At 41.3% G+C, this 25272-nt stretch carries 24 protein-coding genes and 1 pseudogene; 6 read left to right on the top strand and 19 right to left on the bottom strand.

What is annotated here, in order from left to right; genetic code table 11:
- Window positions 1–15: 15 nt before the first annotated feature.
- From MSHOH_RS10195 to MSHOH_RS10135, 13 genes are all read right to left on the bottom strand, one after another.
- A complete protein-coding gene (locus MSHOH_RS10195; protein ID WP_162197625.1) occupies window positions 16–672 on the bottom strand; it encodes a phage baseplate assembly protein V in 657 nt (218 codons plus the stop codon).
- Window positions 669–1748 carry a phage late control D family protein gene (locus tag MSHOH_RS10190; protein WP_048139398.1) on the bottom strand — a complete coding sequence of 360 codons (1080 nt, stop codon included), beginning with the start codon at window positions 1746–1748 and terminating at the stop codon, window positions 669–671. The genes MSHOH_RS10195 and MSHOH_RS10190 overlap by 4 nt, the downstream gene beginning before the upstream one ends.
- Before the next feature lie 4 nt (window positions 1749–1752).
- Entirely contained in the window at window positions 1753–2400 is a 648-nt protein-coding gene (locus MSHOH_RS10185; protein WP_048139396.1) for a CIS tube protein, read from the bottom strand.
- A 44-nt stretch (window positions 2401–2444) separates the two neighbouring features.
- Window positions 2445–3614, bottom strand: coding sequence for a hypothetical protein (locus tag MSHOH_RS10180; RefSeq protein WP_158024113.1), 1170 nt, complete (start codon window positions 3612–3614; stop codon window positions 2445–2447).
- Entirely contained in the window at window positions 3611–4054 is a 444-nt protein-coding gene (locus MSHOH_RS10175; RefSeq protein WP_048139392.1) for a phage tail protein, read from the bottom strand. The genes MSHOH_RS10180 and MSHOH_RS10175 overlap by 4 nt, the downstream gene beginning before the upstream one ends.
- A 42-nt stretch (window positions 4055–4096) precedes the next feature.
- Window positions 4097–4258: a DUF6760 family protein gene (locus MSHOH_RS25865; protein ID WP_332881752.1), complete on the bottom strand. Its 162-nt coding sequence runs from the start codon at window positions 4256–4258 to the stop codon at window positions 4097–4099.
- A 20-nt stretch (window positions 4259–4278) separates the two neighbouring features.
- Window positions 4279–4599, bottom strand: a complete 321-nt coding sequence (locus MSHOH_RS10165; RefSeq protein ID WP_239451323.1) for a phage tail assembly protein — start codon at window positions 4597–4599, stop codon at window positions 4279–4281.
- A gap of 163 nt (window positions 4600–4762) precedes the next feature.
- The gene (locus MSHOH_RS10160) at window positions 4763–5197 is read right to left on the bottom strand and encodes a phage tail protein (protein ID WP_048139387.1); all 435 of its coding nucleotides are present in this window, start codon (window positions 5195–5197) and stop codon (window positions 4763–4765) included.
- 107 nt (window positions 5198–5304) lie between these two features.
- The gene (locus MSHOH_RS25175; RefSeq protein ID WP_052730808.1) at window positions 5305–7797 is read right to left on the bottom strand and encodes a phage tail sheath family protein; all 2493 of its coding nucleotides are present in this window, start codon (window positions 7795–7797) and stop codon (window positions 5305–5307) included.
- Window positions 7798–7943: 146 nt separating this feature from the next.
- Window positions 7944–8555 carry a hypothetical protein gene (locus MSHOH_RS10150; RefSeq protein WP_048139385.1) on the bottom strand — a complete coding sequence of 204 codons (612 nt, stop codon included), beginning with the start codon at window positions 8553–8555 and terminating at the stop codon, window positions 7944–7946.
- Window positions 8556–9158 (bottom strand): DUF4255 domain-containing protein, encoded by a 603-nt coding sequence (locus MSHOH_RS10145; protein WP_048139383.1) that lies wholly within the window; start codon window positions 9156–9158, stop codon window positions 8556–8558. It abuts the gene before it with no gap.
- Between the two features lie 132 nt (window positions 9159–9290).
- Window positions 9291–11486 (bottom strand): AAA family ATPase, encoded by a 2196-nt coding sequence (locus MSHOH_RS10140; protein WP_048139381.1) that lies wholly within the window; start codon window positions 11484–11486, stop codon window positions 9291–9293.
- A gap of 43 nt (window positions 11487–11529) precedes the next feature.
- Entirely contained in the window at window positions 11530–11994 is a 465-nt protein-coding gene (locus MSHOH_RS10135) for a hypothetical protein (protein ID WP_239451322.1), read from the bottom strand.
- 539 nt (window positions 11995–12533) lie between these two features.
- On the opposite strand from MSHOH_RS10135, the gene rnhB reads away from it, so the two are divergent.
- The gene (rnhB, locus tag MSHOH_RS10130; RefSeq protein ID WP_048139379.1) at window positions 12534–13205 is read left to right on the top strand and encodes a ribonuclease HII; all 672 of its coding nucleotides are present in this window, start codon (window positions 12534–12536) and stop codon (window positions 13203–13205) included.
- Window positions 13206–13455: 250 nt separating this feature from the next.
- Here rnhB and MSHOH_RS10125 read toward each other — a convergent pair whose 3' ends face one another.
- From MSHOH_RS10125 to purS, 3 genes are all read right to left on the bottom strand, one after another.
- Window positions 13456–14481: a right-handed parallel beta-helix repeat-containing protein gene (locus MSHOH_RS10125; RefSeq protein WP_048139377.1), complete on the bottom strand. Its 1026-nt coding sequence runs from the start codon at window positions 14479–14481 to the stop codon at window positions 13456–13458.
- 437 nt (window positions 14482–14918) lie between these two features.
- The gene (gene purQ / locus MSHOH_RS10120; protein WP_048139375.1) at window positions 14919–15617 is read right to left on the bottom strand and encodes a phosphoribosylformylglycinamidine synthase subunit PurQ; all 699 of its coding nucleotides are present in this window, start codon (window positions 15615–15617) and stop codon (window positions 14919–14921) included.
- Between the two features lie 83 nt (window positions 15618–15700).
- Window positions 15701–15952 (bottom strand): phosphoribosylformylglycinamidine synthase subunit PurS, encoded by a 252-nt coding sequence (purS, locus tag MSHOH_RS10115; RefSeq protein ID WP_048139373.1) that lies wholly within the window; start codon window positions 15950–15952, stop codon window positions 15701–15703.
- 497 nt (window positions 15953–16449) lie between these two features.
- Between purS and MSHOH_RS24305 the strand changes: the two genes are divergently transcribed.
- Together MSHOH_RS24305 and MSHOH_RS10110 are read left to right on the top strand one after the other, a co-directional pair.
- Window positions 16450–16608: a hypothetical protein gene (locus tag MSHOH_RS24305; protein WP_162197624.1), complete on the top strand. Its 159-nt coding sequence runs from the start codon at window positions 16450–16452 to the stop codon at window positions 16606–16608.
- A 275-nt stretch (window positions 16609–16883) separates the two neighbouring features.
- The gene (locus tag MSHOH_RS10110; RefSeq protein ID WP_048139371.1) at window positions 16884–17753 is read left to right on the top strand and encodes a nicotianamine synthase family protein; all 870 of its coding nucleotides are present in this window, start codon (window positions 16884–16886) and stop codon (window positions 17751–17753) included.
- A 42-nt stretch (window positions 17754–17795) separates the two neighbouring features.
- Here MSHOH_RS10110 and MSHOH_RS10105 read toward each other — a convergent pair whose 3' ends face one another.
- Window positions 17796–19481, bottom strand: a complete 1686-nt coding sequence (locus MSHOH_RS10105) for a PKD domain-containing protein (RefSeq protein ID WP_239451321.1) — start codon at window positions 19479–19481, stop codon at window positions 17796–17798.
- 719 nt (window positions 19482–20200) lie between these two features.
- The gene (locus tag MSHOH_RS10100; protein WP_048139369.1) at window positions 20201–21055 is read right to left on the bottom strand and encodes a MerR family transcriptional regulator; all 855 of its coding nucleotides are present in this window, start codon (window positions 21053–21055) and stop codon (window positions 20201–20203) included.
- Window positions 21056–21173: 118 nt separating this feature from the next.
- Between MSHOH_RS10100 and MSHOH_RS22760 the strand changes: the two are divergent.
- A pseudogene (locus MSHOH_RS22760) lies at window positions 21174–21494 on the top strand (transposase); the annotation flags it as partial.
- 47 nt (window positions 21495–21541) lie between these two features.
- Here the strand turns inward: MSHOH_RS22760 and MSHOH_RS10090 are convergent.
- The gene (locus MSHOH_RS10090; protein ID WP_048139367.1) at window positions 21542–22312 is read right to left on the bottom strand and encodes an inositol polyphosphate kinase family protein; all 771 of its coding nucleotides are present in this window, start codon (window positions 22310–22312) and stop codon (window positions 21542–21544) included.
- Window positions 22313–23014: 702 nt separating this feature from the next.
- Between MSHOH_RS10090 and MSHOH_RS10085 the strand changes: the two genes are divergently transcribed.
- The gene (locus MSHOH_RS10085) at window positions 23015–24814 is read left to right on the top strand and encodes a glycoside hydrolase family 15 protein (protein WP_158024112.1); all 1800 of its coding nucleotides are present in this window, start codon (window positions 23015–23017) and stop codon (window positions 24812–24814) included.
- A gap of 25 nt (window positions 24815–24839) precedes the next feature.
- On the top strand, window positions 24840–25124 hold the full coding sequence (locus tag MSHOH_RS10080; RefSeq protein WP_239451320.1) for a Rieske (2Fe-2S) protein: 285 nt from the start codon (window positions 24840–24842) through the stop codon (window positions 25122–25124).
- Window positions 25125–25272 lie beyond the last annotated feature (148 nt).

Below are 25272 nucleotides of genomic sequence, written 5' to 3'. Positions count from 1 at the left end.
ACCAATTTTTTACTCTTAATTTATTTTTACAGGCAGGCCCTGGATCGTGAGAATTGCATTAGACTTCAGGCTAAGGGAACTGGTTCCTTCGATTTCAAGCATGCCGGCTTTGATAGTAAGCTGCATGGCACATTCCATTACAATGGAGTTTTTTGCGGAGTCGATCACAATCCTGTTATTTCCGGTTTTATCAGTAATTTCTATTTTTTCCTGACCTGAAGTATCGTCAAGGATGACCATATGCCCTCCTTGCGTTTTGATTTCAACCTTTTCCTGCCTAGGAGTATCGTCAAATGTAAGCTCATGCCCGCTCCTTGACTTTATCTTGCGGATGTTATTTTCTCCGCTGCTGTTAGTCTCGGGAGGAAGGTCCTGAGAATTCCACAAGCCTCCGATTATATAGGGATGGTTTACATCTCCCTGCTCGAATGCTACAAGGACTTCGTCGTTAACTTCGGGATAAAAAACCATACCCCTTCCGCTCCCAGCCATAGGGCTTGCAACTCTTGCCCAATGGCTTTCGTCATTTTCTCCCCTCCAGGGCAGGTTTACCTTCACCCTTCCGCGTTTCTCAGGGTCCTGATTGTTGGTTACAATCCCGACTGCAACTCCGTATATGTTTTTAGCCTGACCTTCTTCAGTCTCTCCTAAAAGTTCACTCAGATCCGTCAAAGACACCTCCGAACCTCAAGGGTTGTTTTGTAACCGGCATCTCCAAGCACATGTTTTGATTTCATAACATAATATACTCCACTGAAGCGTTCCCCGACTTTTGTGATATTGACGGTGACACCGGGTCTCAGTTCCGGGTTTCCGGCACACTCAAGGGTTCCTGTGATGAACCCCATATTTCGCTTTTTTAACTCTGAGAGGGCAATTGCTTTTGCCTCCTCCCTCGACCTGACAACCCGCCCTTCAATCTTCACACTTAGCCTGGTCCCCTGAGACTCTTCCACGATATCGGCAAACCCTTGAATCCCGATACTGCTTTTTATTTCATCGAGTTCAGCAGTTTCTGAAATAGTTTCCTTGTTTTTTTCGTTCCAGGCTGTTACCCTTACCTCGTTTACCAAGTTTGCAGCGCTCATTCTCGGGCTGAAACTTATGATATTTTTATAATATTCAAAATCCGTGCTTCCTTTTCTTTCATCTGCAGGTTTTCGGAAATAGAGAATCCGGTTCCTGATGAAAAACTCAAATCCGATATCCTCTGCCAGCCTTTTCAGGAAAGCATAATCCTTTTCGTTTACCTTTCTCTCGATTTTTCTGAACGGTCCTATTTCCGGATCTTCCACTCCTGAAGAGTCAAGTTTATTTTTCTCGGCAATCCCCCTGGCTACGTCAGAATAAGTCACTTCATTGAGATTTACATCGGAATGTGTCTTTTTAAGGTCGTGGGAAAGGTCATACCCTTCAACGGTAAGCGTTGGAGGACCCCCTGTAAAAAAACCAGGGGATAATGCCCTGATCCTGCCGGTTATCCTGCTTTCTTTTCGAGGAGAGGCGTATCCAAAAGAAGTCACAAGCATGGTTCCTGGGAAAATGCTTTCTGCATCCAGCCATTTGAATCTCTGCGTCTTCGGGTCAAGTGCCTCATTAAAATAAATGCGAAACATCCCCGGGTTTTCCAGGTCTTCATCGATTTCAATTCCAGTGATCTCATTCTTTGGAACAGCTTCACCACTGTCTGCCCGGTAAACTGTAAAAGTCGGGGCATAAATCTCGGCAGAAGAAATCAGCTGTGTCATGTTTTTATTCCACCGGAGGTATGATCAATTCCGTGCCTGGCTTGAGCAGCTCGGGATATTCGATTTTATTTGCCAGTGCAATAGGTCTCCAGAGCCCGGGATCCCCGTATTCCCTGTAAGCTATCAGCCACAGGCTGTCTCCCTGTTTTGCAGTATAAACATGAGTTTTATCTGGAGACTGAAGGCTTCTTTCGCGGCTGTTGAGTTCAACTTTGAACTCTTTGAGAGTAATGTTAAGTTTTGCCCGAACAGGGATGCCGTCCGAGTTAAACATTGTGAACCGTCTGGTCACCTTCTCAAGCACGCAGTAAAAAGGCTCTTTCGAATCCAGACCCCATATAAAGCGAAGCACGGGAGGAGCATGCAATTCGGGATCAATATTCATAAGCCCTGTCAGCTGATCCGTATATTTTCTGACATCTACCCCGCCTTCCTCGTAAGTATCATAAAATACTTCCAGGCTAATGCTTCCGGAATTCCCTTTTATGTATTGCAGGTAAGGGGACTCAAGCCCTGGAACTGAAATTTCAGAAAAATTGTTACTTTTATCAATCGAATATTCTGGAGGAAAATAAAGGATTTCAATTTGTTCCGGCTGCTCTTTCCCTCCTCTGAAAATTTCGATAAAACCTTTCTTTGGTTTTTGCTTCATTTTCTCCCCCAGTTTACAATATCTCTTCTAATATCTTTCTTTAATTAAAGAAGCCCTCTTCTTTCTTTTTCTATTTTCAGTCTCATCGTAATCTGCCGTATAACTTGCTCGGAGATTTTATTTATTTCGAGATTTCGCTTTAATTCCTCTTCCATCTTAGAATAAATCGAGGAATAACTTTCCCTGGCTGCCTTTTCAGCCTGAGCCAGTTCTTCTTTAATCGCTTCCATTTCTCTTTCTATCTCCTGGCTGAGATTGCCCGCCGAGTTAAAAACCAGCCCGGGAGCCTGGTGATAAGTTCCTTTTCCAGAAGCACTGTCCAGAATAAGCCCTTCATCAAAAGCAGAAACTGAAGGCACAGCAAGATGGAACCTCAGGCTAACTTTCGATCTGGAGAAAGGAATGGGGTTTAAGACAGAAATATCCTCGTAAACGGGGTTTCTGCCAGGTGAATTCATTCCAGAATCAACATTTCTCAGGTAAAGCCTGCTTAATTTTGATATTCCTTCACTTTCCCAAGAAGGCGCTTCAAAGGATTCTCCGGAAGTTTTATCCCCAAAATTAATCTGGTTTACAGATTTAAGGCTTCTTCCCTGATAGAATACATAAGGGCGAAATACAGAATTTTCTGCCATTCTGGCACCGATAGGATTTCTCAGGAGATCTCCTTTAGGAACTTTTTTGCGCACAATGTTTGCGAGGTTTGTATCTGGTAATGAGCCCGAGACCGGATGGAAATTTCCATTTCGAGATAAAGCCCGAATCTCTTTTTGAACATCATATGCTGTTTTTTGAATGACAGACTCGCTTCTTTGAACTGTATCGCCGTTATTTTGTCTGATTATGTCTCTGGTATTTGTCACATTTTCATATGTCCTCAATATCTCTCTTTCCTTCTCTTTTTCCTTCAGGAAAACAGGCTTCAGAGACTGATTAACGATTATTACTTTTTTTTCGGTGAATCCACTAGAGACGGTTTCTCGAGAAACAGGGTATTTGAGAACCTGAATATGAATTGGAAAGGAAAACTTGTTTCTCCTACCAAGTTTCTCTTCGGAATTTTCCCTGAAAAGAAGAAATGGAAAGCTGAAGAATCTCTTTTTCCCTCCAGAATATTTTTCTATAATTTTTGAATGGAAGCGGAGGTTTGAGACAATGGCGTGTGACCCTTTTGCATACAATTTTTTTGCTCCTGAAAACTTCCGTTTATTCACCTTCTCCCCTTCCATATTCCCTGATGGGCAAGTTCAATGGTCTCAAAAGCTATGGTGCTGCTGTCTGCCTTCAAATCGGGTCCAGCCCATCGGACAGGGTAAGCCCTTGAAAATTCCCAGCGCCACCTGTCATTTCCTTCAGAATCCATCAGAATTATGGCTCCGTCTTTCCTCTCAAACCTCCCGTTAACAACATCCTGATGCCACTGCCACAACTGATCGAGATCGGTTATACCTCTTTTGAGAACGAGGTTATTGAACTTGGTCCGTTTCGGAAGGATATGCACGAAATTATTTACTCCACCCTCTTCGTAAGTTTCGGTATCAGTTTGTGCCTGAAGCCCGGTTACTTCGGACATCTGGGCGACAATAATCCCTCCGATTTCCACTCGGAAGCGATAAGACATAAAGGGATCCGATTTCCCTGCCGTACCTGCCATTATTTTATTTTCCCTCCGTAAACTTTGGCATCTGACCCGTTATTATTCGACATCGAGTATGCTCTTTTCACGGTCCTTGCTCAGGCGCTGGTTAATTTTTGAGATTTCTTCACACCAGCGCTGGCGATCCCTGTGTTCAAAATTCATAATCTCTTCGTGGGACCAGTGAAAATGGTAGGCAATAAAGGCTACCTCCTCATACAATCTGCTGAGGGGGTAGCCGGTTATTCCCCCTGTTCAGGCTCCTCCAGGTCGAATTTGTGCCCGCATTTCGGGCAGACTGCATGGATTTCATTTGTAGCGTTTTCATTGATCCTGGCATACAAATCCTGCAGGTATGCGAGGTCAGAGGCAAAAAGGTTCTCTATTACAGCCGGGTTGATGCTTTCAAGGGACCCGAGTTTTGTAATTACCCTTGAAAGCAGGATTATAGTCAGATATGCGGGGTTGGATTTGACCCTCGGATCCTTCAATGGAAGGATCTCATCCGCCGCTGTAGCCAACCTCATGATCCCTTTATTATGGAGGTTCCCATCGCTGTCCACATAACCTTTAGGCAGGGTAAAATCAAATTCTGTTTGAAATCCCAGAAAAATTCCCCCTTAAACTCTTTAATATCTTAATTTTTCTAATTTAAAACATATTTTAACAACTACAAACTAAAATATTTTAAAATTAAATCAGAAATAATTTAAAATTATTCATAGCTCAGGAAGCTCGCTTGAAACCCTCATGGACAATCTCAAGAGTCTCTATAGCCACTTCGTTTCCCTTTGCATTGAAATCTACAGGGTCGTACTTGCTGGGCCAGGCTCTCTCAATATTCCAGCGGGCTTTATCCGCACCTGCTTCATCAATGAGGACAATTGACATATTTCTCCGTGCACTTTCTGCACCTGTGTCTATTACCTGCTGCCTCCAGCTGTAGAGGTCAAGTGAATCAGTAATTCCCCACTTCAGGGTGATATTTCCGTACTTTGTTAGCCCGGAAAGTTTTCTAAACCTTGGAGGCTCGTCCCCTTCCCTGTACTCAGCTACATCTGTTGTGGTGTCCCCAAAGGTACATTCGCTGAAACCCGCCTGGGTAATCCCGTCAATTTCAACCCTGAACCTGAACTGTCTGTAAGGATCCGCTCTTACCATATATTATCCCCCTTTTCCTATCATAATTTTTAATCTGTATCCTGTTTCAATTTATCGACTTTCTGCCGGGTCTGGTTTCAATTCTGCCGACGATAATTCGGTTGTTGTTATTCAGTTGCTGCAGACCCTCCTGCCCACTGCGCTATCCTGAAGATAACAAATTCTGCAGGTTTTACAGGAGCAATCCCTATAACGCATATCAGCCTTCCATTGTCGATATCGTCCTGGGTCATTGTGGTCCGGTCACATTTGACAAAAAAAGCTTCTTCAGGCTTTGTTCCCATAAGAGCCCCGTCCCGCCAGACTCCTGTGAGGAACTGAGTTATGGTTGCATTAACCCTTGCCCAGAGCTTTTCATTATTCGGTTCAAAAACAACCCATTGAGTCCCGTTTTCAATGGATTTTTCAATAAAGATAAACAGGCGTCGGACGTTTATGTACTTCCAGAGAGAATCGCTGGATATCGTTCGAGCTCCCCAGACCCTGATTCCTCTGCCCGGGAAGGGAATAATGCAGTTGATTCCTTTGGGGTTCAGAACTTCCTGCTGGCCTTTTGTGATAATCCTTGCAGCACTGCCAATTTTTTCCAGATCCAGAGCTCCGTTGATTTTCTCATTGGCAGGTGCCTTATGGACTCCCCTTTCGATGTCGCTGCGAGCATAAATACCGCAAATATGCCCGCTTGGAGGAACATTGACCTGTTTCTTTGATACGGGATCATATGCTTGAATCCAGGGGTAATAAAGGGAAGCATATTTGGAATCGTATAAATTACGCTGTCCCTGGATCTCATCAAGGTCAGAACCCATTTTCGGATCCAGAACCGCAAAACGGTCTTTCGCTTCTTCGCATTGAGCGATGATCTTGTCCTGTATTGCCTGTGTGGTAATGCCAGGAACCGCGGCTATACTTATATCCTCTTTATTTTTCAAAGTATGAAGTCCGGTCCTATTTTCAGGGATGAGGTCATCCTTGCCAGCATAGGTTTCGTTGATTTTTCCTTCATCTTCCGGAATTCCGTCGGTTCCTCCGGCAAGAAGCCAGCCTGGCTCCGTATCCTGTGCTGGCATGGGAATTTTCTTAGCCGGGTCCTGTGTGCTGCTGACATCTTTTATCCGAATCAGGCGGGAACTCTCTTCCGAAATTATCCTGGTAATATACCGGCTGTGATTGCTGTTCATGGAGAGACTTTTAAAAATCTCTTCCGAGCCATCAAACCTGATTTTGAGATCAAATTCAACCGTAGAGGCTCTCGTGCCCGTATCGAGGTTTTCATTAATCACATTTTCAAGGACTACCTTTTTGCTATTACCTGTTTTAATCACTTCTTTTACGGTCTCGTATATCGGAGCCTTATCTTTGGGTTCGATTTTGAGCAGGGTGCCTTTTTCCATACCGTTTACCGTACTCAATGTGAGAGTATCTTTATTTGAGGCAGGTTCTGTCAGGCTGGCTTCGGATAGGGAACTCAGGTTTGACATGACCTTTATCCGGTTTCCCCATTTTCCTTCACTTGAAGCACTGACATTGAGAGCTCTTACCAGCTGCTTTATTTCTGCGTTCATTTTGTGCTGGTACTTTAGTTTTTCTTCTGAAAGGAGCAGGTTACCAGTCTCGACTGCTTTTATAAGGAAATACTCATCCCCTATTTTGAGTGCGCTGTTCACATCAAATTCCGTAGCTCCCTGAGCAACCGGAATAATCAGGTCCCCAGCTTTCAGTTCCATAAGTGTGGCTGCAGTTACCGGGTCAACTTCGGGAATGGATAGTTTCTGTATTTCTGCACCCTTGTCATGTTTTAATTTTAACGTCGATGTTACTGTGATTGACTTTTGCGTATCGTTGACCGCGCTGAGGATGCAGATCTCCGCATTTTCATTCTTATCGAGCAGGACCGCATCGCCTACTATAAGTCCGGAAACATCGTCAAGTACAATTTCCGTGTCTCCGGCTTCGAGTTTTTCCTGTACCTCATAAGCATCAGGATCAGCGGGATCCGTGGGGCCTGGTACAGGTTTAGTGATTTCGGTTCCTTCCGCATATGTACCATTTGCCAGTGGAGCATTAAGGGTAAGAACTTTTGCTGTACCTGCAAATCTGAGCTGGATATACTCTGAGAAAGCTCCGTCTCTAAGGAATAGAACATCCCCATGCTCCAAGCCTGTTATATTATCCGCCTTCAGGACAAAAGACCCTGCTTTTGTTTCTTCAGTCAGGAGAGTGGTGACTCCCGAGATATCAGGTACAAAGCCGGAGGCAGCTTTTGCATTTGAATCTTCGTTTTCACTGTCTTTGACAGCTACCCTTACTATATAAGCCCGTTTACCTCCGTTGCTGAAAAATCCTTCTACAGCATAAGGCAGCCAGCGTACGCTGTCATACTCCTTATCTTCAGGTAAATATCCTCCGAAGGTATTCTGATACTCTGCAACACTTGTTACCAGAGTAGGCCTGTTAAGAGGACCTCTTTCCGCAAATCCTACAAAACCGGCTGTACTTGTACTGACACCTTCGATAGGTTTTGCCCCGATTTCGAATTCTTCAATATATACCCCTGGTGCTAAATATTCCGGTATATTTATTCCCCCTATTTTGATCATTAATTATATTTTGATCCTGGCAGCTTCAGCATCCTGGTTCTGGAAGTTAGCTTTTCAGGTCATGTGCTTTGAGATTGAAACATAAGTTATTGAATTATTTGCTAAGTTATTTATTGGATCATTTATCGAATCATTTATCGAATCATTTATTGGATCGAAATCTTTTTTGCAGAAACTGTTTTTCCTTCCTGTACCGTAAAAGAGTTCTCAACAGCTTCTCCGTCTATTTTCAGGGTTATTTCCTCTGTTTTTACAATATTTTTAAAATAAAGCACGAATTCTCCTCTGCTGTCTGTAAAGTTTTCTATATCTTTGCCTTCCACTCCAACTCTCAGGCCAGTTACAGGTTTTCCTGAGCTTGATTCTATTTGTCCTCTAAGAAGAGTCGCATTGGCAGGAAACGGATACCGGGGGTTGGGCTTAAGGGCAATTTTAGGTTTACCGTTAATTTCAACTACCGGTTTTTTCGGATCAGAAAAAGCTGACATATCCACTGTTATTTCTTCCGGGAAATACAACTCCGGTTTAATGCTCAATATGTAACTCTCTTCGGCATCGACATTAGTAAAAAAATAATACCCGCTGAGGTTCTGGAACGCTTTTTTACCCGTCTCTTTTATCTCCATCCGAATTTTGCCTAATGGTTTTTGCCCCGTATAATCGTCAATCACCCCTACTGCAAAAGAGAGTTTGAGAGATCGAATATCTCCGGCATATGCGGTGCAGATATCGGTCTCATAGATCCTGGCAAAAGCCATTCATTTACCCCCTTTTCTGGCATAATAGGCATAGTTTATTTCCCTTGATACTACTCTTTGAACACCAACCTCCCTACCCGAATTGATCTGTACGGGAGTAACGACATAACAAATTGAAGGTCTGAAAGGTTTACTCGGGAATGTGCTCCAGATTTTGGTCAGATCTTCCATGTTCAGGGAACTCATCATTATGTGAAGCTCCTCGTTTTTATTCAAGTTCCCCTTCAAAAGCGACCCTTTCAAAACGGAATTGTCATACAGGACTCTCGCAGCCCTGCCCAGTACAGTATGCTCCTCCAGTGACCTGGCTGTTTTATCCTGCACTCCGGAGGATGTATGAGACGTTAGCATATAGTACAGTTCAAGAGTTAATGGCGGAAATGTAAGCGTATCCGGACCCTTAACCTGCATTTCCTGATTTCTCAGATGAGTGTTTTCAAGAACCTGATACAGAAAAAGGGATAACCTCACATTGTCGCTGGAATCTATTTCTCCGGGAGAAAAAAGCACTATTGACTCCCTGTCAACCAGATCCTCCATATTGTCCCTTAAGAGCTCTATCAAAGTCTCTCCAACATCAGCTATTGCTCTGTAATCAGACAATGAGCTCACCTCCCACTGCTTAATTGCAAAGGATGAATATCCATTGAAAAATTTATAGTTCAATCTATACTGCTAAAACGTTTAGTATTCGTAGACATACTCCGTGCCTGTAAACATGTCCAGTACACATAATTATCTCAAATAGCTTGCATACTCACCAAAATCAGCTTCTGTAAACAGTTTTCCAATTTTCTGGTATTCCCGTTTCGTAGCCCTGATGATGTGTTCCATCCCGACCCTGCCAGAGCCTCCCGCAGCCAGAAAAGAAGCTGAGAGAGCTATGTTTTTGATATTTCCGCCTGTAAGTTTGAATTTTGACAGGAAAACAAAATCCACTTCAGCCTCAAGAGGAGTTTCAGCAGGAAAGGTATGTCTCCAGATAAGCTCTCTGGATTTTTCGTCAGGAACCTGGAATTCAATTGTAAAGTGTAACCTGCGAAGGAATGCATCATCCATATTTTTCCGGAAATTACTTGCAAGTATCACGGTCCCTTCATGTTCTTCCATTTTCTGGAGCAGATAAGCGGTCTCAATATTTGCATAACGGTCATGAGCATCCTTTACCTCGGACCTTTTGCCAAAAAGGGCATCAGCTTCGTCAAAGAAGAGAATTGCATTGCTTGTTTCAGCTTCCTTAAATATTTTATTTAAGTTCTTCTCGGTTTCCCCAATGTACTTACTGACAATACTCGACAGATCTATCTTGTAAAGGTCCAGCCGGACTTCCCGTGCAAGAATTTCAGCTGCCATAGTTTTCCCTGTCCCGGAGGGACCTGAAAAAAGCACGTTTAAGCCTTTGCCAAGGGATAATTTCTTTTCAAAACCCCAGTCGGAGTATACTATCCCTCTATATTTGACAAAATCGCAGACCTCTTTTAACTGCTCAAGAGTATCCTTCGGAAGGACAATATCTTCCCAGTTATAATGCGGGTTAATTTTTACAGCGAGACCGCTCAGCCTCTGATTTGACCGGGCTTTGCAGCTTTCGTAGAGAATCTCAGCTGAGAGTGCCGGGACATCCGGATTTTTTGCCCTTGAGATCTCCCGTGCCGTACTGACAACATTTTCAATCTGACCGCCCGTGAACCTGAACTTGCTTGCAAGTTCTTTCAAGTCTATATCCCCTGCCAGGATACAGTCTTCCTCCAGGCAAGCTTCCCATAATTTTTTTCTGAGAAGATAAGGAGGACGAGGAAAAGGAAAAGAAAGGAAACCATTATTTATCAAATCCTCTCTTCGTTCAGAAAACCTTCTTCCTGCCAGAAAAACATCTTTTGGAAAGTTTCTCAGGTCCTGAAGTAAATTCTTCACAGGAATTTCAGTCTCTTTAGCCTCGGTTTCGTTATTTGCAAGCAGAGCATCAAAGTTTTCAAGATAAAGTGCTGAATCCTGCAAAAGCGATTCCCTGAGCACAAGGGTCACTGTTTCAGAAAAATGGTTTTTTAGAAGGGCTTTTGAATCCACAATAAGCAAATCAGCGTCTGACTCCCTGCAAGTAGCCTCTGCGGTAATCTTTTTTCCGCTGCCCGCCGGACCCTCGAAAAAGAATTTTAAAGGAACTTTATTCCTTATGTGCCAGCTTACAGAGTCTTTTAACCTGCTTTTCAGGTCTTCGGGCAGGATAAGGTCTTCGAAAGACCTTTTTGTTTCCATTATGTATGAAAAATCCCGGATCCTCGGGTCAGGCTCATCGAACGCAAGTAAAAAATCAATTATTCTCTCGTCAACTTTTATGTATGCAGACAGAAGAGATTGCTGTCCTTCCGAATTCCCGCCTGTCTCTCTTCCTTCAAGGTATATGAGATAATTTTTGACCAGGGGTGATTCTCGCGAAAAATATGCTCTTGCCTTAACTTTTTCTTCAGCTGTCTGGCAGAGCAGGTTCAGGGCCAGATCGACTCCGGGTCGTTTTTTGGTCACATCATTTTGAAGGTAAGAATAGATCTTTTCATATTTCAGATCCAGTTCAGGGGCAAGCCCTATTAAAAGGATATCAATCTCAAACGGGTCAAGGCTGAAAAGTTCAGATAGGGTTTGAAGTCTCAGTTCTTTGCTATATCTCAGGGTTTCAATTTTTCTAAGACCTATATTTCTGCGCATCTCTCTTATTTCTTCGATCTCAGAGTCCGGCAGCGTTTTTGAGTCTGTTCCGAACCCCCCTGCGTTCAGGAGCGTACTTATTTCGGCTTCCGAAATATACAGGCCCCTGAATTCATCCATCGGCTCAGAAGGATCTGTCCAGAAGACTTCGAAATAACTGCGGATTAGCCTGTCGATTCTGGAGAGCTCATCAAGAAGATGTTCGAGATTGTCAACATATGGCGTCATATAAAGTCAGCAAAAGAAAGATTTCATTACTAGAACAGGCATTTTAATCATCCGGACTGTGTTTCATTTTGTCCGGACATAGCTTGAGTTTATTTTCTAACTCCAGAATCCGCCTGTATGCACTGATTAATATTTCGATGTCTGATAAACGGCCACTGGATTTGAGTCTATCTACCTCAAGCAGGAATTTCCCGGTATTTTCCACAAGTAACTCATTTTTATCTGCAAACTTCGCAGCCAGTATTTTCAATTCTTTTCGAGAAGAGTATTTCTTTGGACTTTTACCGTCAATAAAATTGAAAATAACCCCACATTTCTGGTGACCTATGGTTCTGGTTGAAGGATTAGCTGATGTTTTCGTATAAGCTATAAAAATATTTTCTTCCACTAGCTCCCCACATTCACATAAAATGATATTATAACCCCCTTTCCGTATTCCTCTAAAAGCCAAAAATAAATCTCCGGCCGGCTCAAAAATAAATGGATAACAGGTAAATTCAAAATTCAAGCAGGAAAATTAAACATTTAACGTTTAATAAGATCCAACGTCTCTACTAGCCAGGGAAGTTTTCATCGCCCGATTGCTCACTTCCCAAAATCGATGATTTCCCTGCCCAAAGAAATTTCGACTAAGTATTAACTATACTTCATCAAGTATATATGGTTTAAGTTAGACAATAATTTAAATTTAAAGTATTTTAAATTAGCTCTCAAAAATCATTCTAATCTAAGAGTTATTCTAATTTTAGGAGATTTTTCTAGTTTTAAATTATTTTCTCAGTTAGAACTAACTTCTATGTAAAGCTAAATGCATATAGTATGAAAAAATGAAAAGATAAAAGGTCTCCTTAATAAATTTTAATAAATAATTCTCTTAAAAGCGATTCTTTAAGAAATAGTCCTCTAAGAATTAACTCCTTAAGAAAAAGTTTTAAGAGTACACATTCTGAATTAATTTATCTTGCAAATCAAAGTGGAGAGATTCTAAGGGGAGCAAACTTTAATACCTAAAAAAATCTTTTCCCTCAATAAGGAGGCAGCCAGAAAATGATGATCGCAGGAATTGATGAAGCCGGAAAAGGTCCGGTAATAGGGCCCATGTGCATTGGAGGCGTAAAGATCGATGAGTCCAAAGCCCATATCCTCAAGGTACTGGGAGTTGCGGATTCCAAAAAGCTGACGCCTAAAAAAAGGGAGCAGCTTGCAGCCCAGATCAAAAAACATGCAGAAGGCTATTTCATCCTTGAGGTCAGCCCATCTCAGATTGATGAACTCCGGAAAATAATGAGCATGAACGAGATCATGGTTGTCTGCTTTGCAAAGGTGCTTGAACAGCTGAAACCAGATATCGTATATGCTGACGCGGCTGATGTTAAAGCCGAACGTTTTGCAGAAAATCTCCGCAGACAGTATGCAAAAACCAGTCCTGATCATGCAAAAAAAATAGAGATTATCTCCATGCACCAGGCAGATGCCATCTATCCCATAGTCTCGGCAGCCTCGATTATTGCAAAGGTGCGCAGGGATGAGCTGATCGAAGAACTCAAGAAAGAGTGGGGAGTAGATTTAGGGAGCGGCTATCCTTCTGACCCGAAGACAAGAGATTTCCTTGTAAAATGGGGAAAAGAGCACTGCGGAGAATTTCCCAGTATCGTCAGGCATTCCTGGCAGACAATAGAAAATATAAAGGAAGCAATTGATAAAGCCGAAAAAGAGTAAAGTCAGATTTGGAAAGCAGATAAAAAAGTAATAAAATTACAATAAGCAAAAATAAGAATAGAAAAACCAAAAAGTGTGAAGAAGAATTCCAGGAGAACGAACAAAAATCCTGAAATTAAAATCCTTAAAGGATTTTGCTAAAAAGTTCTCCATGAGCACTTTTTTTGGATTATTCTTCCTCACTTCCCAGTTTTCTTCCTCACTTTCCAGTTTCCTGATAGCTCTTCTGAATCAGTTCAGGGTTTTTCACTCACGTTCCTGAGTTGTTGTCTGAAGAAATTTCATTTACCAGAGGCATGTAATCCGTGCTTCCGGTTGTTTCATTGATAACGAATGGAGTGTCCCCAATACCGTCTCCATTGGCATCTTCGCCTGTGTAGTTACTCCACATATTGCCTGAGGAACTGCTGTTCCATATATTAGTTCCTTCATCCAATACATCAAAGAAATTCGAAAACTCATTCTGGTAGATAGTGTTGTTGGAAGATTCGTTAAGGTATATTCCAAGCCCATTCTGGTAAAGGGAATTATTAAACATAGTATTGTATTCTGCCACTTTTCCAATGATTCCATAGTCATTTTTCGAGATGAAGTTAGAATTAATTATATTTCTTCCAGACATTCCGAGATAAATCCCTATTTCATTTCCACTTGCTGTATTGTTAAAAATACTATTGTTGACAGAATTATTCAGCAAGATTCCCTCGCTGTTCGTTGCTAACCAGTTGTCTGACAGCTCATTTTCTTCGGAATCAATGAGAATAATCCCACTGTATCCGATGCTCACAAGGTTGTCTTTAATGTAGTTGCGCTGAGAATCATTGAGAACGATGCCTACATCGTTCAATACCAGAGCATTATTGACTAATGAACAGTTATTTACCCCTTCAAGATAAATCCCAACTTCATGCAAGTCCCCACTGGAAGGACCTCCTGAGATATGGAACCCGGATATTGTCACGTTGCTTGAATTAACGGAAAAGACATCTTCGTTAGAAAACGCACCCAGTACATATGTGCGGTTAATCTGGTTCTCTGATGCAGAGTTTGAGATGATTGAAACTTCTTTACTCACTTTTACGTTTTCCTTGTAAACTCCAGGGTTTACAAGAATTGTATCTCCATTCTGTGCATTGTTAATAGCTTCCTGAATAGAGGTGTAGTTTTCTCCTCCGGTGGAACCTACGGTAATAACTGCAGCACTTGCCTGGGTTGCAATTATCCCGAGCACGAGAAGGAAGGCTGCAAAAGTCTTAAAAACTGATTTCTCATTCATTATCCAATACTCCCCTTAATTGATTGAATTATCCATACAGAAAAATAAATACTGTATTTATAATAACTCATAAGAATATAATCTGAAGTAATAAAAAGATTTTGAAATATATGTTCTGAAAAATAAACCTGAACTTTCATTTATTTCCCTCTGCAAACATACTCTTCTATACCGGGAAAATCAGTTGAAAAGGAAGATTTGAGGATTAAAAAAGCAAAAAAATCCGGATTCCAACAATCTGTAAAACTGATAGGGGAAAGATACAAGTTAAAGAAAAAAAATTGAAGTAAAATAACGGAAGTTAATATACAATTGAAAAAATAAAGTATCAAAAATAAAAATAACATTTCATTAAAAAACAGAAATTTAAAAAGCTTTTATTAAAAAAGAAAGGAATTTAAAAAGAAATGAATAGCGGATTAGAGATTTTCTGTAAATTAGAAGTTTTCTGTGATATAATCCGCCATGGACTCGAAAACCCGCCTGCCGTCATCAGAACCAAGGATTGATTCCGAAGCCCTTTCCGGGTGAGGCATGAGTCCGAGAATGTTTCTTGAAGTGTTTACTATTCCTGCGATGTTTTCCAGAGAGCCGTTAGGATTGGCTTTATCGGTCGCCCTTCCTTTTTCATCCACATAACGGAAAACTACCTGTTCATTCTCATCGAGCTCTGCCAGGGTTGGTTCTTCAGCGTAGAACTTTCCTTCCATATGAGCAATGGGCAGCCTTATAACCTCACCTTTCCTGAACTTCGAGGTAAAGGGGGTATTGGCTGTTTCTACTCTAAGGTTTGTCCAGTGGCACCTGAATTTGGGATATTCGTTTGTTGTAAGAGCTCCTTCGAGAAGCCGGGCTTCGGTCAGAATCTGGAAACCATTGCAGATACCTAGAACAGGTTTTCCTTCGGCTGCAATCTTTTTTACGGAATCCATAATAGGGGTTCGAGCTGCAATAGCTCCTGCCCTGAGGTAATCTCCATAGGAAAAGCCGCCTGGAACAACAACACCGTCAAAGCCTGTCAGGCTTTCTTCTTTGTACCAGACAGTTTCGGCATCCACACCAACCACGTCTTTAAGAACATGAAGAACATCCATGTCGCAGTTTGTGCCTCCGAACTGAATAATGGCAATTTTCATTTTTTTCCCTCAATCTTCCTTCAAATTTTCGAGCATTTAGCTTTCCGGATTTAATCTTCAATCCTTTATTCCCTTCAGAGACTTTATTTGAGTTCCTTAAGCTCTATAGTATAGTTGTGGATGATTGGGTTTGCAATAAGCTTCTGGCACATCTCATCAACTTTCTGCTTCGCAACTTCAGCAGATTCGGCTTCGAGCACTAGTTCGTAGAGTTTTGCAGTCTTCACGCTTTCGACTGCATATCCAAGGTGTCCGAGAGCCCTTTTAGCTGTGGTGCCTTCAGGGTCAAGCATGCCTGCTTTCTGTTCAATAGTTACTGTTGCCTGGTACTGCATTTTTGTAAGCCTCAATTTTGGATCTTTATATTTTTTAAGTTAGAATCTCGAGATTAATCGGGTTTTCACATATTTTTCGGTAGCCCGAATGCTGTATGGAATAAAAGATAAACGAACTTAAAGATAAACGATTACCGGTCTGCACCATAATAATTATAAGATGCTTAAAAACGTTGCGTATATTGCGGGACACAGATAAAAAACTTCCTTCACAACGGCAAAATTCTCGGTTAAAGTCCTTTAAAATTAAAGCTTTCTTTTTTGCCTGAAAGCTCACTCACATTTATAATTTAACTAATATAAAAACATAGGACAGAATAGGAAAGTTTTAAATGTATATAAAACCAAATTATAAATTGGGTGAAATACTGAATTTCAATGAACCGGATAGCTGGGACTGTAAACAGAATAGTCTGGAATAGGACCTGCACCTGACAAGGCAGCTTGTTCTATGCAAACATGGAGTTTTAAGAGGCAGCAACTGCTGCAAAGCCTATGTGCCGAAAAATAATCTGTACACCACACGCTGCTGCTGCCTTTACTGTGCTCACTCCATCTGGATAGGGAATGAAAAAAGTGCAAGGAATCCCTTCGCTGCACTGCAAGGAGATCCTGTGTTTGCTGTAGAAGTGCTTCGGGAGAAGTCGCCCGGATAAAAAGGACAGACAAGCAGAGTAGATAAGAATAGCGAAAAAAGGATAAAAGAAAAGGACAAAAAGGAAAGGTACTTAGTGAGCTAAGAAATGAAAGAGCTAAAACGAAATAACTAAAAACCCTGATAGGTGAAAGTAAAATAGAATTACCTATCGAAAAACGTTTTGTCCTCACGTCTTGCTTTGCCCAAGAGGACTGATTAAATCTAACTCTGCATCATCACTCCTTATACTGTGTCTTTTTATTCAAAAGCGCCATAATATTCTTCGGGGATATTATGGTTGGAGAGGTCAGCGAAAGCGTTAAACTTTCATCCGGGTTCATTCTAGGGGAAATTCTCAAGCTGTATGAGGAAATAAAGGATCTGCCTGAAAAAGAGATTCTCTACGGCTCTTCCGATCTATATGGGTCATTTTTCCAGAGGTTGAATTCCCTTATTACACTGGATATTGAAGATAATGCAGTCACTGAACTTTTGAACAGCCGGGAACTGGAACCAATTTTTATCTCCATTTACAGGTTTAGAAATCTCTATACGATAAGGCTTGAAACAGGATATTCAAACAAGATTCTTGCAAGTAAATCGCCCTGGAAAACCCTTAAGGAATTCCCTTTTTACGAGAACTATCTCAAACTGGTTAGAACAGAATTCGAAGGTTTCGGGCTCAAAAGAGAGGATAGAATACTTTTTCTCGGGAGCGGACCTCTCCCTCTTACTCTGATTGTTTTTTTAAAGCAGCATGGGGTAAAAAGTACAGGGATAGAACAGGATACGGTGAGCGCAGACCTCTCAAAAGAGGTAATTAAAAAGCTTGGAGTTTCCGAAGATATCAGTATACTCAATGGAAATCATTTTTCATTGAGCACAGGAGATTTCATAACTCCTGACGTAAGTACCAGAGTCATTATGATAGCTGCCCAGGCTGAGCCTAAAGAAGAAATTCTTGCTCATCTATTGAAAATAGCACCTGCCGGGTGTAAAATCTCTTACAGAATTTATGAGAAAGGATTAATGAAACTGCTGAATAGAGATTTTTTGCTTAATTTTCCTGAAGGCTTTAAGGAGCAGAGAATCCGGCCTGAACCTCCTGCCTATAACACAGTTGTGTTTCTGGAGAAGAAAGAATTTCTGGAGAAAAAAGAGTAATTGCTCCAGGTCTCTGGAGCATTAGAGCCAGGAGTTGTTCCGTTACTTGGGACAGGTACAGACATTGACTACACTACTTTTCCTAACTGTACAGTTATTGTTGCTTACGGTCAGATTAACCTTGTAGTTTCCAGGTTTATTGTATACGTGTATAGGGTTCTGCTCAGTTGAGTTTGTTCCGTCTCCAAAGGTCCAGTACCATTTATTCGCTTCTTTTGATAGGTCAGTAAACTTCACCACCAGAACGAGACTGCTGGTAAAGTTTGCAGTAGGACATTTTGGTACTGAAGGACATGTAGGACACGGACACGTAGGACATGGTGGTTTTTGTACTGGAATAACACACACACAATGTCCGGATGGAGGAACAGGAATGCTCCTTGAAGGCACTGTTGATATAATATTGTTGTTTATCGTGTTAATTACAGTGACTGTGTTGCTGTTAAGATTGGTCACATGTGCTTCATTTCCTATTACTGAAATTGCAGCAGGATATTCTCCAACATTAATTGTGCCTATAATGTTGTTGTTTATCGTGTTAATCACAGTGACAGTGTTGCTGTTAGCATTACAAACAAATGCCTTTTCTCCTGCGACTGCAACTCCAGTAGGATAGCTTCCAACATTAATTGTGCCTATAATGTTGTTGTTTATCGTGTTAATCACAGTGACAGTGTTGCTGTTAGCATTAGTCACATATGCCTTTTCTCCTGCGACTGCAATTCCAGCAGGACGCTCTCCGACATTAATTGTGCCTATAACGTTGTTGTTTATCGTGTTAATTACAGTGACAGTGTTGCTGTTAATATTAGTCACATATGCCTTATCTCCTGCAACTGCAATAGCACCAGGACGCTCTCCGACATTAATTGTGCCTATAACGTTGTTGTTTATTGTGTTAATTACAGTGACCGTGTTACTATTAACATTGGTTACATATGCCTTCTCTCCTGCAAATGCAATTCCTGAAGGATAATTTCCAACATTAATTGTGGCTTCAACACTGTTGTTTATTGTGTTAATCACAGAGACAGTATTATTGTTAATATTGGTCACATATGCACGTGTGTCATTTGGATTGACCGCAACTCCTCCAGTATCGGGGCCTAATTCCAATGTGGATGTGGTATTATCTTCATTAATGATAGTAAAAGTACCATTAGTTTCCAATGCTGGTGATATGATTTCAGGTAATGATACATTCTCCTCTGGTGGTGTTACAGCCTCTTCTGGTACTGTTACATTATCTCCTGATACTATTACATCTTCCTGTGGTATTGTTTCAACAGGTATTGTTTCAATTGCTTCCGTTACCTCTTCGGTAGGTTCTACTACCTCTTCAGTGGGTTCTACTACCTCTTCAGTGGGTTCTACTACCTCTTCAGTGGGTTCTACTACCTCCTCAGTAGGCTCTACTACCTCTTCGGTAGGTTCTACTACCTCTTCGGTAGGTTCTATTACTTCTTCGGTAGGTTCCGTTACCTCTTCGGTAGGTTCTATTACTTCTTCGGTAGGCTCTGCTACTTCTTCTGTAGGTTCTATTACTTCTTCTATTACTTCTTCTGTAGGTTCTATTATTTCTTCTGTTTCATTAGCACCGGGCTCTATTGGGAATAATGTTTCTCCATTCTGTGCGCTTACTGACGCAACAGTTATTGATATTAGAAAAATAGTTACCGTGAAAATACTCAGTATCTTGCGTGTTCTATCAGATTTTTGTTTCCCCATTGCTATACTCTCCAGATTTTGATAAGTTTGATACAATTTGACCTGACTCTTCGATTTACTTTATAGAAGATGCGTTGAGTGAGTATTATGTTACCAGAAAATCTTCTCCATCAACTTCCGGAAGAAAATATTATTGGTATAAATCTATCTTTGCTTGCCAGTGAAAGTGGTTTCAAATTGTATCGACAAAGTATTAATTTTCAGAGAATATAATACTGAAAGAACTATAATTCAGAAGTTGATAAAAATAAGAGCTCGAAATTATTTAGCCATACTCTACAGGTATCTCTCCAACAATAACATTTCTAAGGGTTCTTCTCACTTAATTCAAGAACCAAAAAGAATACTGACAGCATATTCAATCAGCGATAGTTTACAAATTTATATAAACTCTAACAAAATATTTTGGACGAACTAAAAAATAGATTCTGGAGCTTAATAATTTCCAATTAAGCTGGTCTTTTTCTTAGCAGATCCAGGCAGATCTATTATCTTCTCCTGAACTGGTTAGTAGCTGATTTTTGAAAGCCAGCTTACTTTTTGAGAATTAAAATTCTTCTAAGCTAATTTCGTGATTCAAGGCTTATCACGTGATAAAATCTGCCGGTTCTGCAAAAGGTGCCAAGGCAGAGCTAACAACACAGTATGATATGTTTTGAAAAAAAATACTCCAGAAATCTGGAGCATTAATATGAGTACTGCCCTGGGAGAATAAAAAATTACTTTTCCCTGACCTGAATCTGAACTTCAGTCATGAGTTCTTCTTCCGGGACTTCTGCCGGATCGTTAAGATATAGTTCTCTGCTCGGGCCGAAAGATTCTAGATTATTCTCTCTGGCAAATGAAAGAGCCCGATTGTAGCCGGCTTCAACTCCGGGATACGGACCCCGATAGATAACAGAAACCACCCTTGCAGCAGGTATGGTTTTAATCTCCATTTTAGGGTCTTCTACTGAGACTCTGCCCGAAACCGGAAGGGCAATCTCAATATCGGCGTCAGTTTCTTTGTATTCCTCGTCATGGCAGAGGAACATAATAGGGCCCGTGACCTTTACCCTGTTCCGCTGGTTTTCAGGGCTGCTGACACATGCACAGATTTCGCCTATAAGTTTATGGATGGTTCCGTCAAAAGTCCCTTTTTCACGCTTGCTTACCACTCTAAATTCGGGAATTTCCTTAATAACGGGTTCTGTAACAGACATCTTAAACAACTCCATAATTTTTCCATTATGTTTGCAGGCGCCCTGCAAAATGCCCTCGATCCGTTGCAGTTTTCCGATTCCGGTTCGTGTCTCTTCAAGTTTCTTCCTGAAACATGCTTCCATCTGCTCGTAGTTTCCATTACTTTCCGCATCCAGTAGCATGGAAATCTCTTCCAGGGAAAAACCAAGGAAGCTTAAGGTTTTAATTTTCATTCCTTTTTCCAGCTGAGGAACAGTATAGTAACGGTACCCGGTAAAAGGGTCCTTTGCTTCCGGAACAAGCAACCCTTTCCGGTCATATAGCCTGAGAGCTTTTTGCGAGAGGCGGGTCATGAAAGAGAATTTACCGATTGGGATCTGATCTACCGACATTTTGCTCAATCCGTTAATTGTCCTGAAATTAGATAAACTGCCTTACTTTTCCCCGGGGAAGACCCCATTGTAAGTGACCGCAGATGATAAGCGCTTATCTGAAAAGTAAATTACTTGCGGTTTGGGTAATATGTGTATGGACAAAGGATATGACTTTCCTGATATCGGAGAATTGGTTAAAGAATACGGTTATAATGCCCATATCAAAAGCAAGGGAGAGGAAAACATAAGAGAGGGGAGAGGAAAACATAAGAATAGAAATACAAGGTTTTAAGGCAAGAAAATGGGTTGTGGAGAGGAGACATTCTTGGCTAAACAGATTCAGAAGACAATTATAAGATGGGAAAAGAAAATTAAGAATTACCTTGCTATGCTTCATTTAGCATGTGCATGGATAACACTTAGAGTAGCAGAAATTTCGGATAAGCTCTTAACGTGAATTAATACTCACCCGTATAATCTTTCTGTGCAATCTATTTTTATCTCTCATCCGGCTGCACGGCTTTTAAAAAAAGCAATAAGTGCATTTATTCCTTCATTAAAATTTTCTTTATTTTTTTGAAACAGTTTATTACTCACATCGATAGGATGCGCTAAATCAATCAACTTTGCACGTACATCCTCCGGATGCTGAAGATCGATTACAATCAGGACACTAGATGCGATAAATGTTTTTTGACTTTGCTCCATTTTCTTTTTAATCAGATCAAGTTGACTTATAATACTTCTTAACACGGCATCTTTATTCACACTTATTCTATCAAGTTGTTTCCTCAAGAATATCTCGGAATTTCGACCTATTTTTGCCCTATTTCTATCACTTACTGGAATAAACCGCCATCCTCGAGTAGAAGATTTAGTATAATGGTCGTAAAACCTCATCTTCACTTCTTTAAAAAAAGCCCCAGCTTGACTTTTTTCCCCGGACTCCAATAGTTGAGCTCTCGAAGCTGTACTTTTCCCTATTTTTATATCAAGAGCTACAAGTGATTGCGCTCGGATACCATAAAATAAGTTCTGCATTATTACAACATTCTCGCCCATATCACTTACTTCTTGATTATCCTTGCTTGTTCGCTCTACAGCAGGTATAATCTCTCGAAGCTCACTTGGACTGGCATAGATCTCATATTCTTTTTGATTTGTCCTTTTTGCTATTTTCCTGCCCTCATCGATTTCTCGAAAACTTCCAGCATGCCCGGCCATTAGAATGAGATTTAAGGACTGTTCTCCAATAGGCTCAGACTTCGCTCCCATAACATCATTTCTCGCTCAAGGTTGATACTATCAGAGTTGGTTGTAGTCGACATTATTGTTTAGTATTATTTGAGTCGATCCCAAAACTCAAAGTTTACTTCTCTGGGTATTGTATTTTAAGTGACCAATAGAGCTTCTGATTGTGAAAGCAATCCTGAATAATTCTGATAATTGAAATTAAAACTGGGTTTCGGGATGAGCTCGTTCAATCTTTTCTCGCATATCCTTGGGTACCAAATCATAGGCAAGAAAGTCATCAAAGATTTGTCGGTAGCATGTCTGGAATGATAGGCACGCATGTAAGCCGTCCATAGCGAAGTATTGCTAACTTGGTTCTCTTCTATATGATATCACTTATTTTAGCTCATTCTCAAAATAATCTACGCCAAATAAGCTACTATACCTAAGATTAAATGACCTCGTTGAACTCTCCAAGCCTGAACTACTCCTGTAGCTTTATATCCTTATGCTGCTGATAATTAATCATAGACTATTTTTAAGAGACAGAATATGCCAAGAGGGACTATAATAGGTAATGGCAGGCTGGCTATTGCCTTTGATAGGGAATCGAGAATCAGGGATCTATACTATCCCCAAATCGGCCTGGAGAATCATGTAGGAGGTCATATTTTTAGGAATGGCATTTGGGTAGATGGAAAATTCAGATGGGTCGATGGCAGCTGGGGTATTAAGATGGAATACATGCCAGAGACACTAGTCAGCAGGACCAGAGCTAGCCACTCGGAGTTGGGCATCACTATAGAAACCAATGAAGGAGTCCATAATTATTTGGATGTTTACCTTAAGAAATTGATAATCCATAACAAAGAGGATTCACAGAGGAAAACCAGACTCTTCTTCAGTCATGACTTTCACATATATGGCGACGATTTTGGCGATACCGCAATGTATGACTCTGCCCTAAACTCTATAATCCATTATAAGCGTAAACGCTACTTCCTTATTGATGGTGTCACTGGTCAAGGCAAAGGGATCTATCAGTTTGCTACTGGAGTCAAAGAGATACCCGGCATGGAAGGCACCTGGGTAGATGCAGAGGATGGACTGCTAGGCGGATTCCCCATTTCCCAAGGATCTGTAGATTCGACGGTTTCCTTTGAGCTTGATCTGGCACCCAGGTCCTATGAAGTACTCTATTACTGGATAGCCTGTGGCCAAGATTTGAATGATGTACAGAATCTTGATTCCAGGATTAAAAGGACAGGTGTAGAACAACTGCTCCTGGAGACTGAAAACTATTTTGCCGCTTGGGTGAACAAGAAGGGATTAAACCTTAACATTTTGCCTAACGAGATAACAAGAATGTTCAAGGAATCATTGCTGATAATGAGAGCAGGCATGGACAACGGCGGTGGTATAATCGCCTCATGTGATTCTGATAACCTTCAATTCAATAGAGATACCTATGCATACATCTGGATGAGGGATGGAGCCTTCATAGCCAACGCTTGGGACCTGGCAGGCTTTCAGGATGTCTCCAGACTATTCTTCCAATTCTGCAATAAGACGATGACTACTAAGGGGTATTTCCATCACAAGTATGCCCCAGATGGCTCTGTAGGCAGCAGCTGGCTCGCATCCATCGACCAAAACGGCAGAATTCGACTTCCAATTCAGGAAGACGAGACTGCTATAGTTCTCTATGCTCTTTGGAAGCACTTTGAGAGCCACAATGATATCGAATTCATAGCGAAAGTTTACGATAAGCTGGTGGTAAAGGCTTCAGAGTTTCTTCTGGATTATATTGATCCCAAAACAGGGCTTCCCAGGCCATCCTTCGATCTATGGGAGGAAAAAGTAGGGACATTTACCTGGACCGTCTCTGCAGTCTATGCTGCCCTAATAGCTGCTGCTAATTTTGCAAAGGTCTTCTTTGATAGAGATCGTCAAGAGGTCTTGAGCAGTGCTGCAGAAGGTATCAGAAAAGCAATGATTACCTATCTATATAATAGCAATATGCACAGATTTGCTAAAGCGATCAATGAGGACGGGTCTCAGGATATGACTATAGACAGCAGCCTTTCAGGGGTCTTCTTATTCGAAGTTTTCGATGCATCTGACGAAGTCGTCGAGGGCACAATGAGGGCAGTTGCAGATAAACTCTGGGTAAAAACGGATATAGGAGGCGTTGCACGCTATGAGAATGATGGATATTTCCGTGTCTCTAAAAATGTTGCCGGAAACCCCTGGTTCATATGCACCCTATGGCTAGCCAGGTGGCACATTGCCAGGGCTTCCAGGCTGGATCAGCTCAAAGAAGGTTTAGATCTGCTTTTCTGGGCTACAAAACACGCTCAACCTTCAGGGGTAATGGGGGAGCAGATAGACCCCAGTACCGGAGCACCTTTGAGCGTTTCTCCACTATTCTGGAGCCATGCGGAGTTTGTAACCGCTGTGTGCAAATATTTGAACAGGTATAATGAGATATCATCTTTTGTCGCCATCAAGGGCAGGGATGCAGATGTACCTAAAACTATGTAATACGAATGACGTTCCCGCTGGGAGTATGAAGAAATTCTATCTGAGGGAGCAGGAGTTCCTAGTTGTCAACTTAAATGGCCAGCTCCACTGCCTTGATGGTAGGTGTACCCATGCAGGGGCACCCCTGGCAGAAGGGACTTTGGAAGGAGAAGTCCTTACCTGCCCCTGGCATTATTCACGATTCAAAATTACAGATGGCTCAGTGATTAATGGACCTGCAAAGAAGCCCCTGAATGTTTATAGATATGAGATAAAGGATGGTCAATTGCTGTTGGAGCTTAAGACAAAGACAAGATTTTACACTTTATGATATGCTTCCAAAGTAGCTCGATTAATGTCATTCATCCATATTTAGTTGCTCCTTTATTATTTAGTTGATGTTGTATATTAGAACTGATGTAATTCTATTTAATGGAAAAAGAGGACAAAAACCAAAATTCACTAATATTTTCTGTCCA

Origin of the sequence: Methanosarcina horonobensis HB-1 = JCM 15518, assembly GCF_000970285.1 — an archaeon.
GTDB classification, from domain to species: Archaea; Halobacteriota; Methanosarcinia; order Methanosarcinales; family Methanosarcinaceae; genus Methanosarcina; species Methanosarcina horonobensis.
The sequence above is the reverse complement of the archived record's forward strand: the minus strand, read 5'-3'. Positions and strand labels throughout refer to the sequence as shown.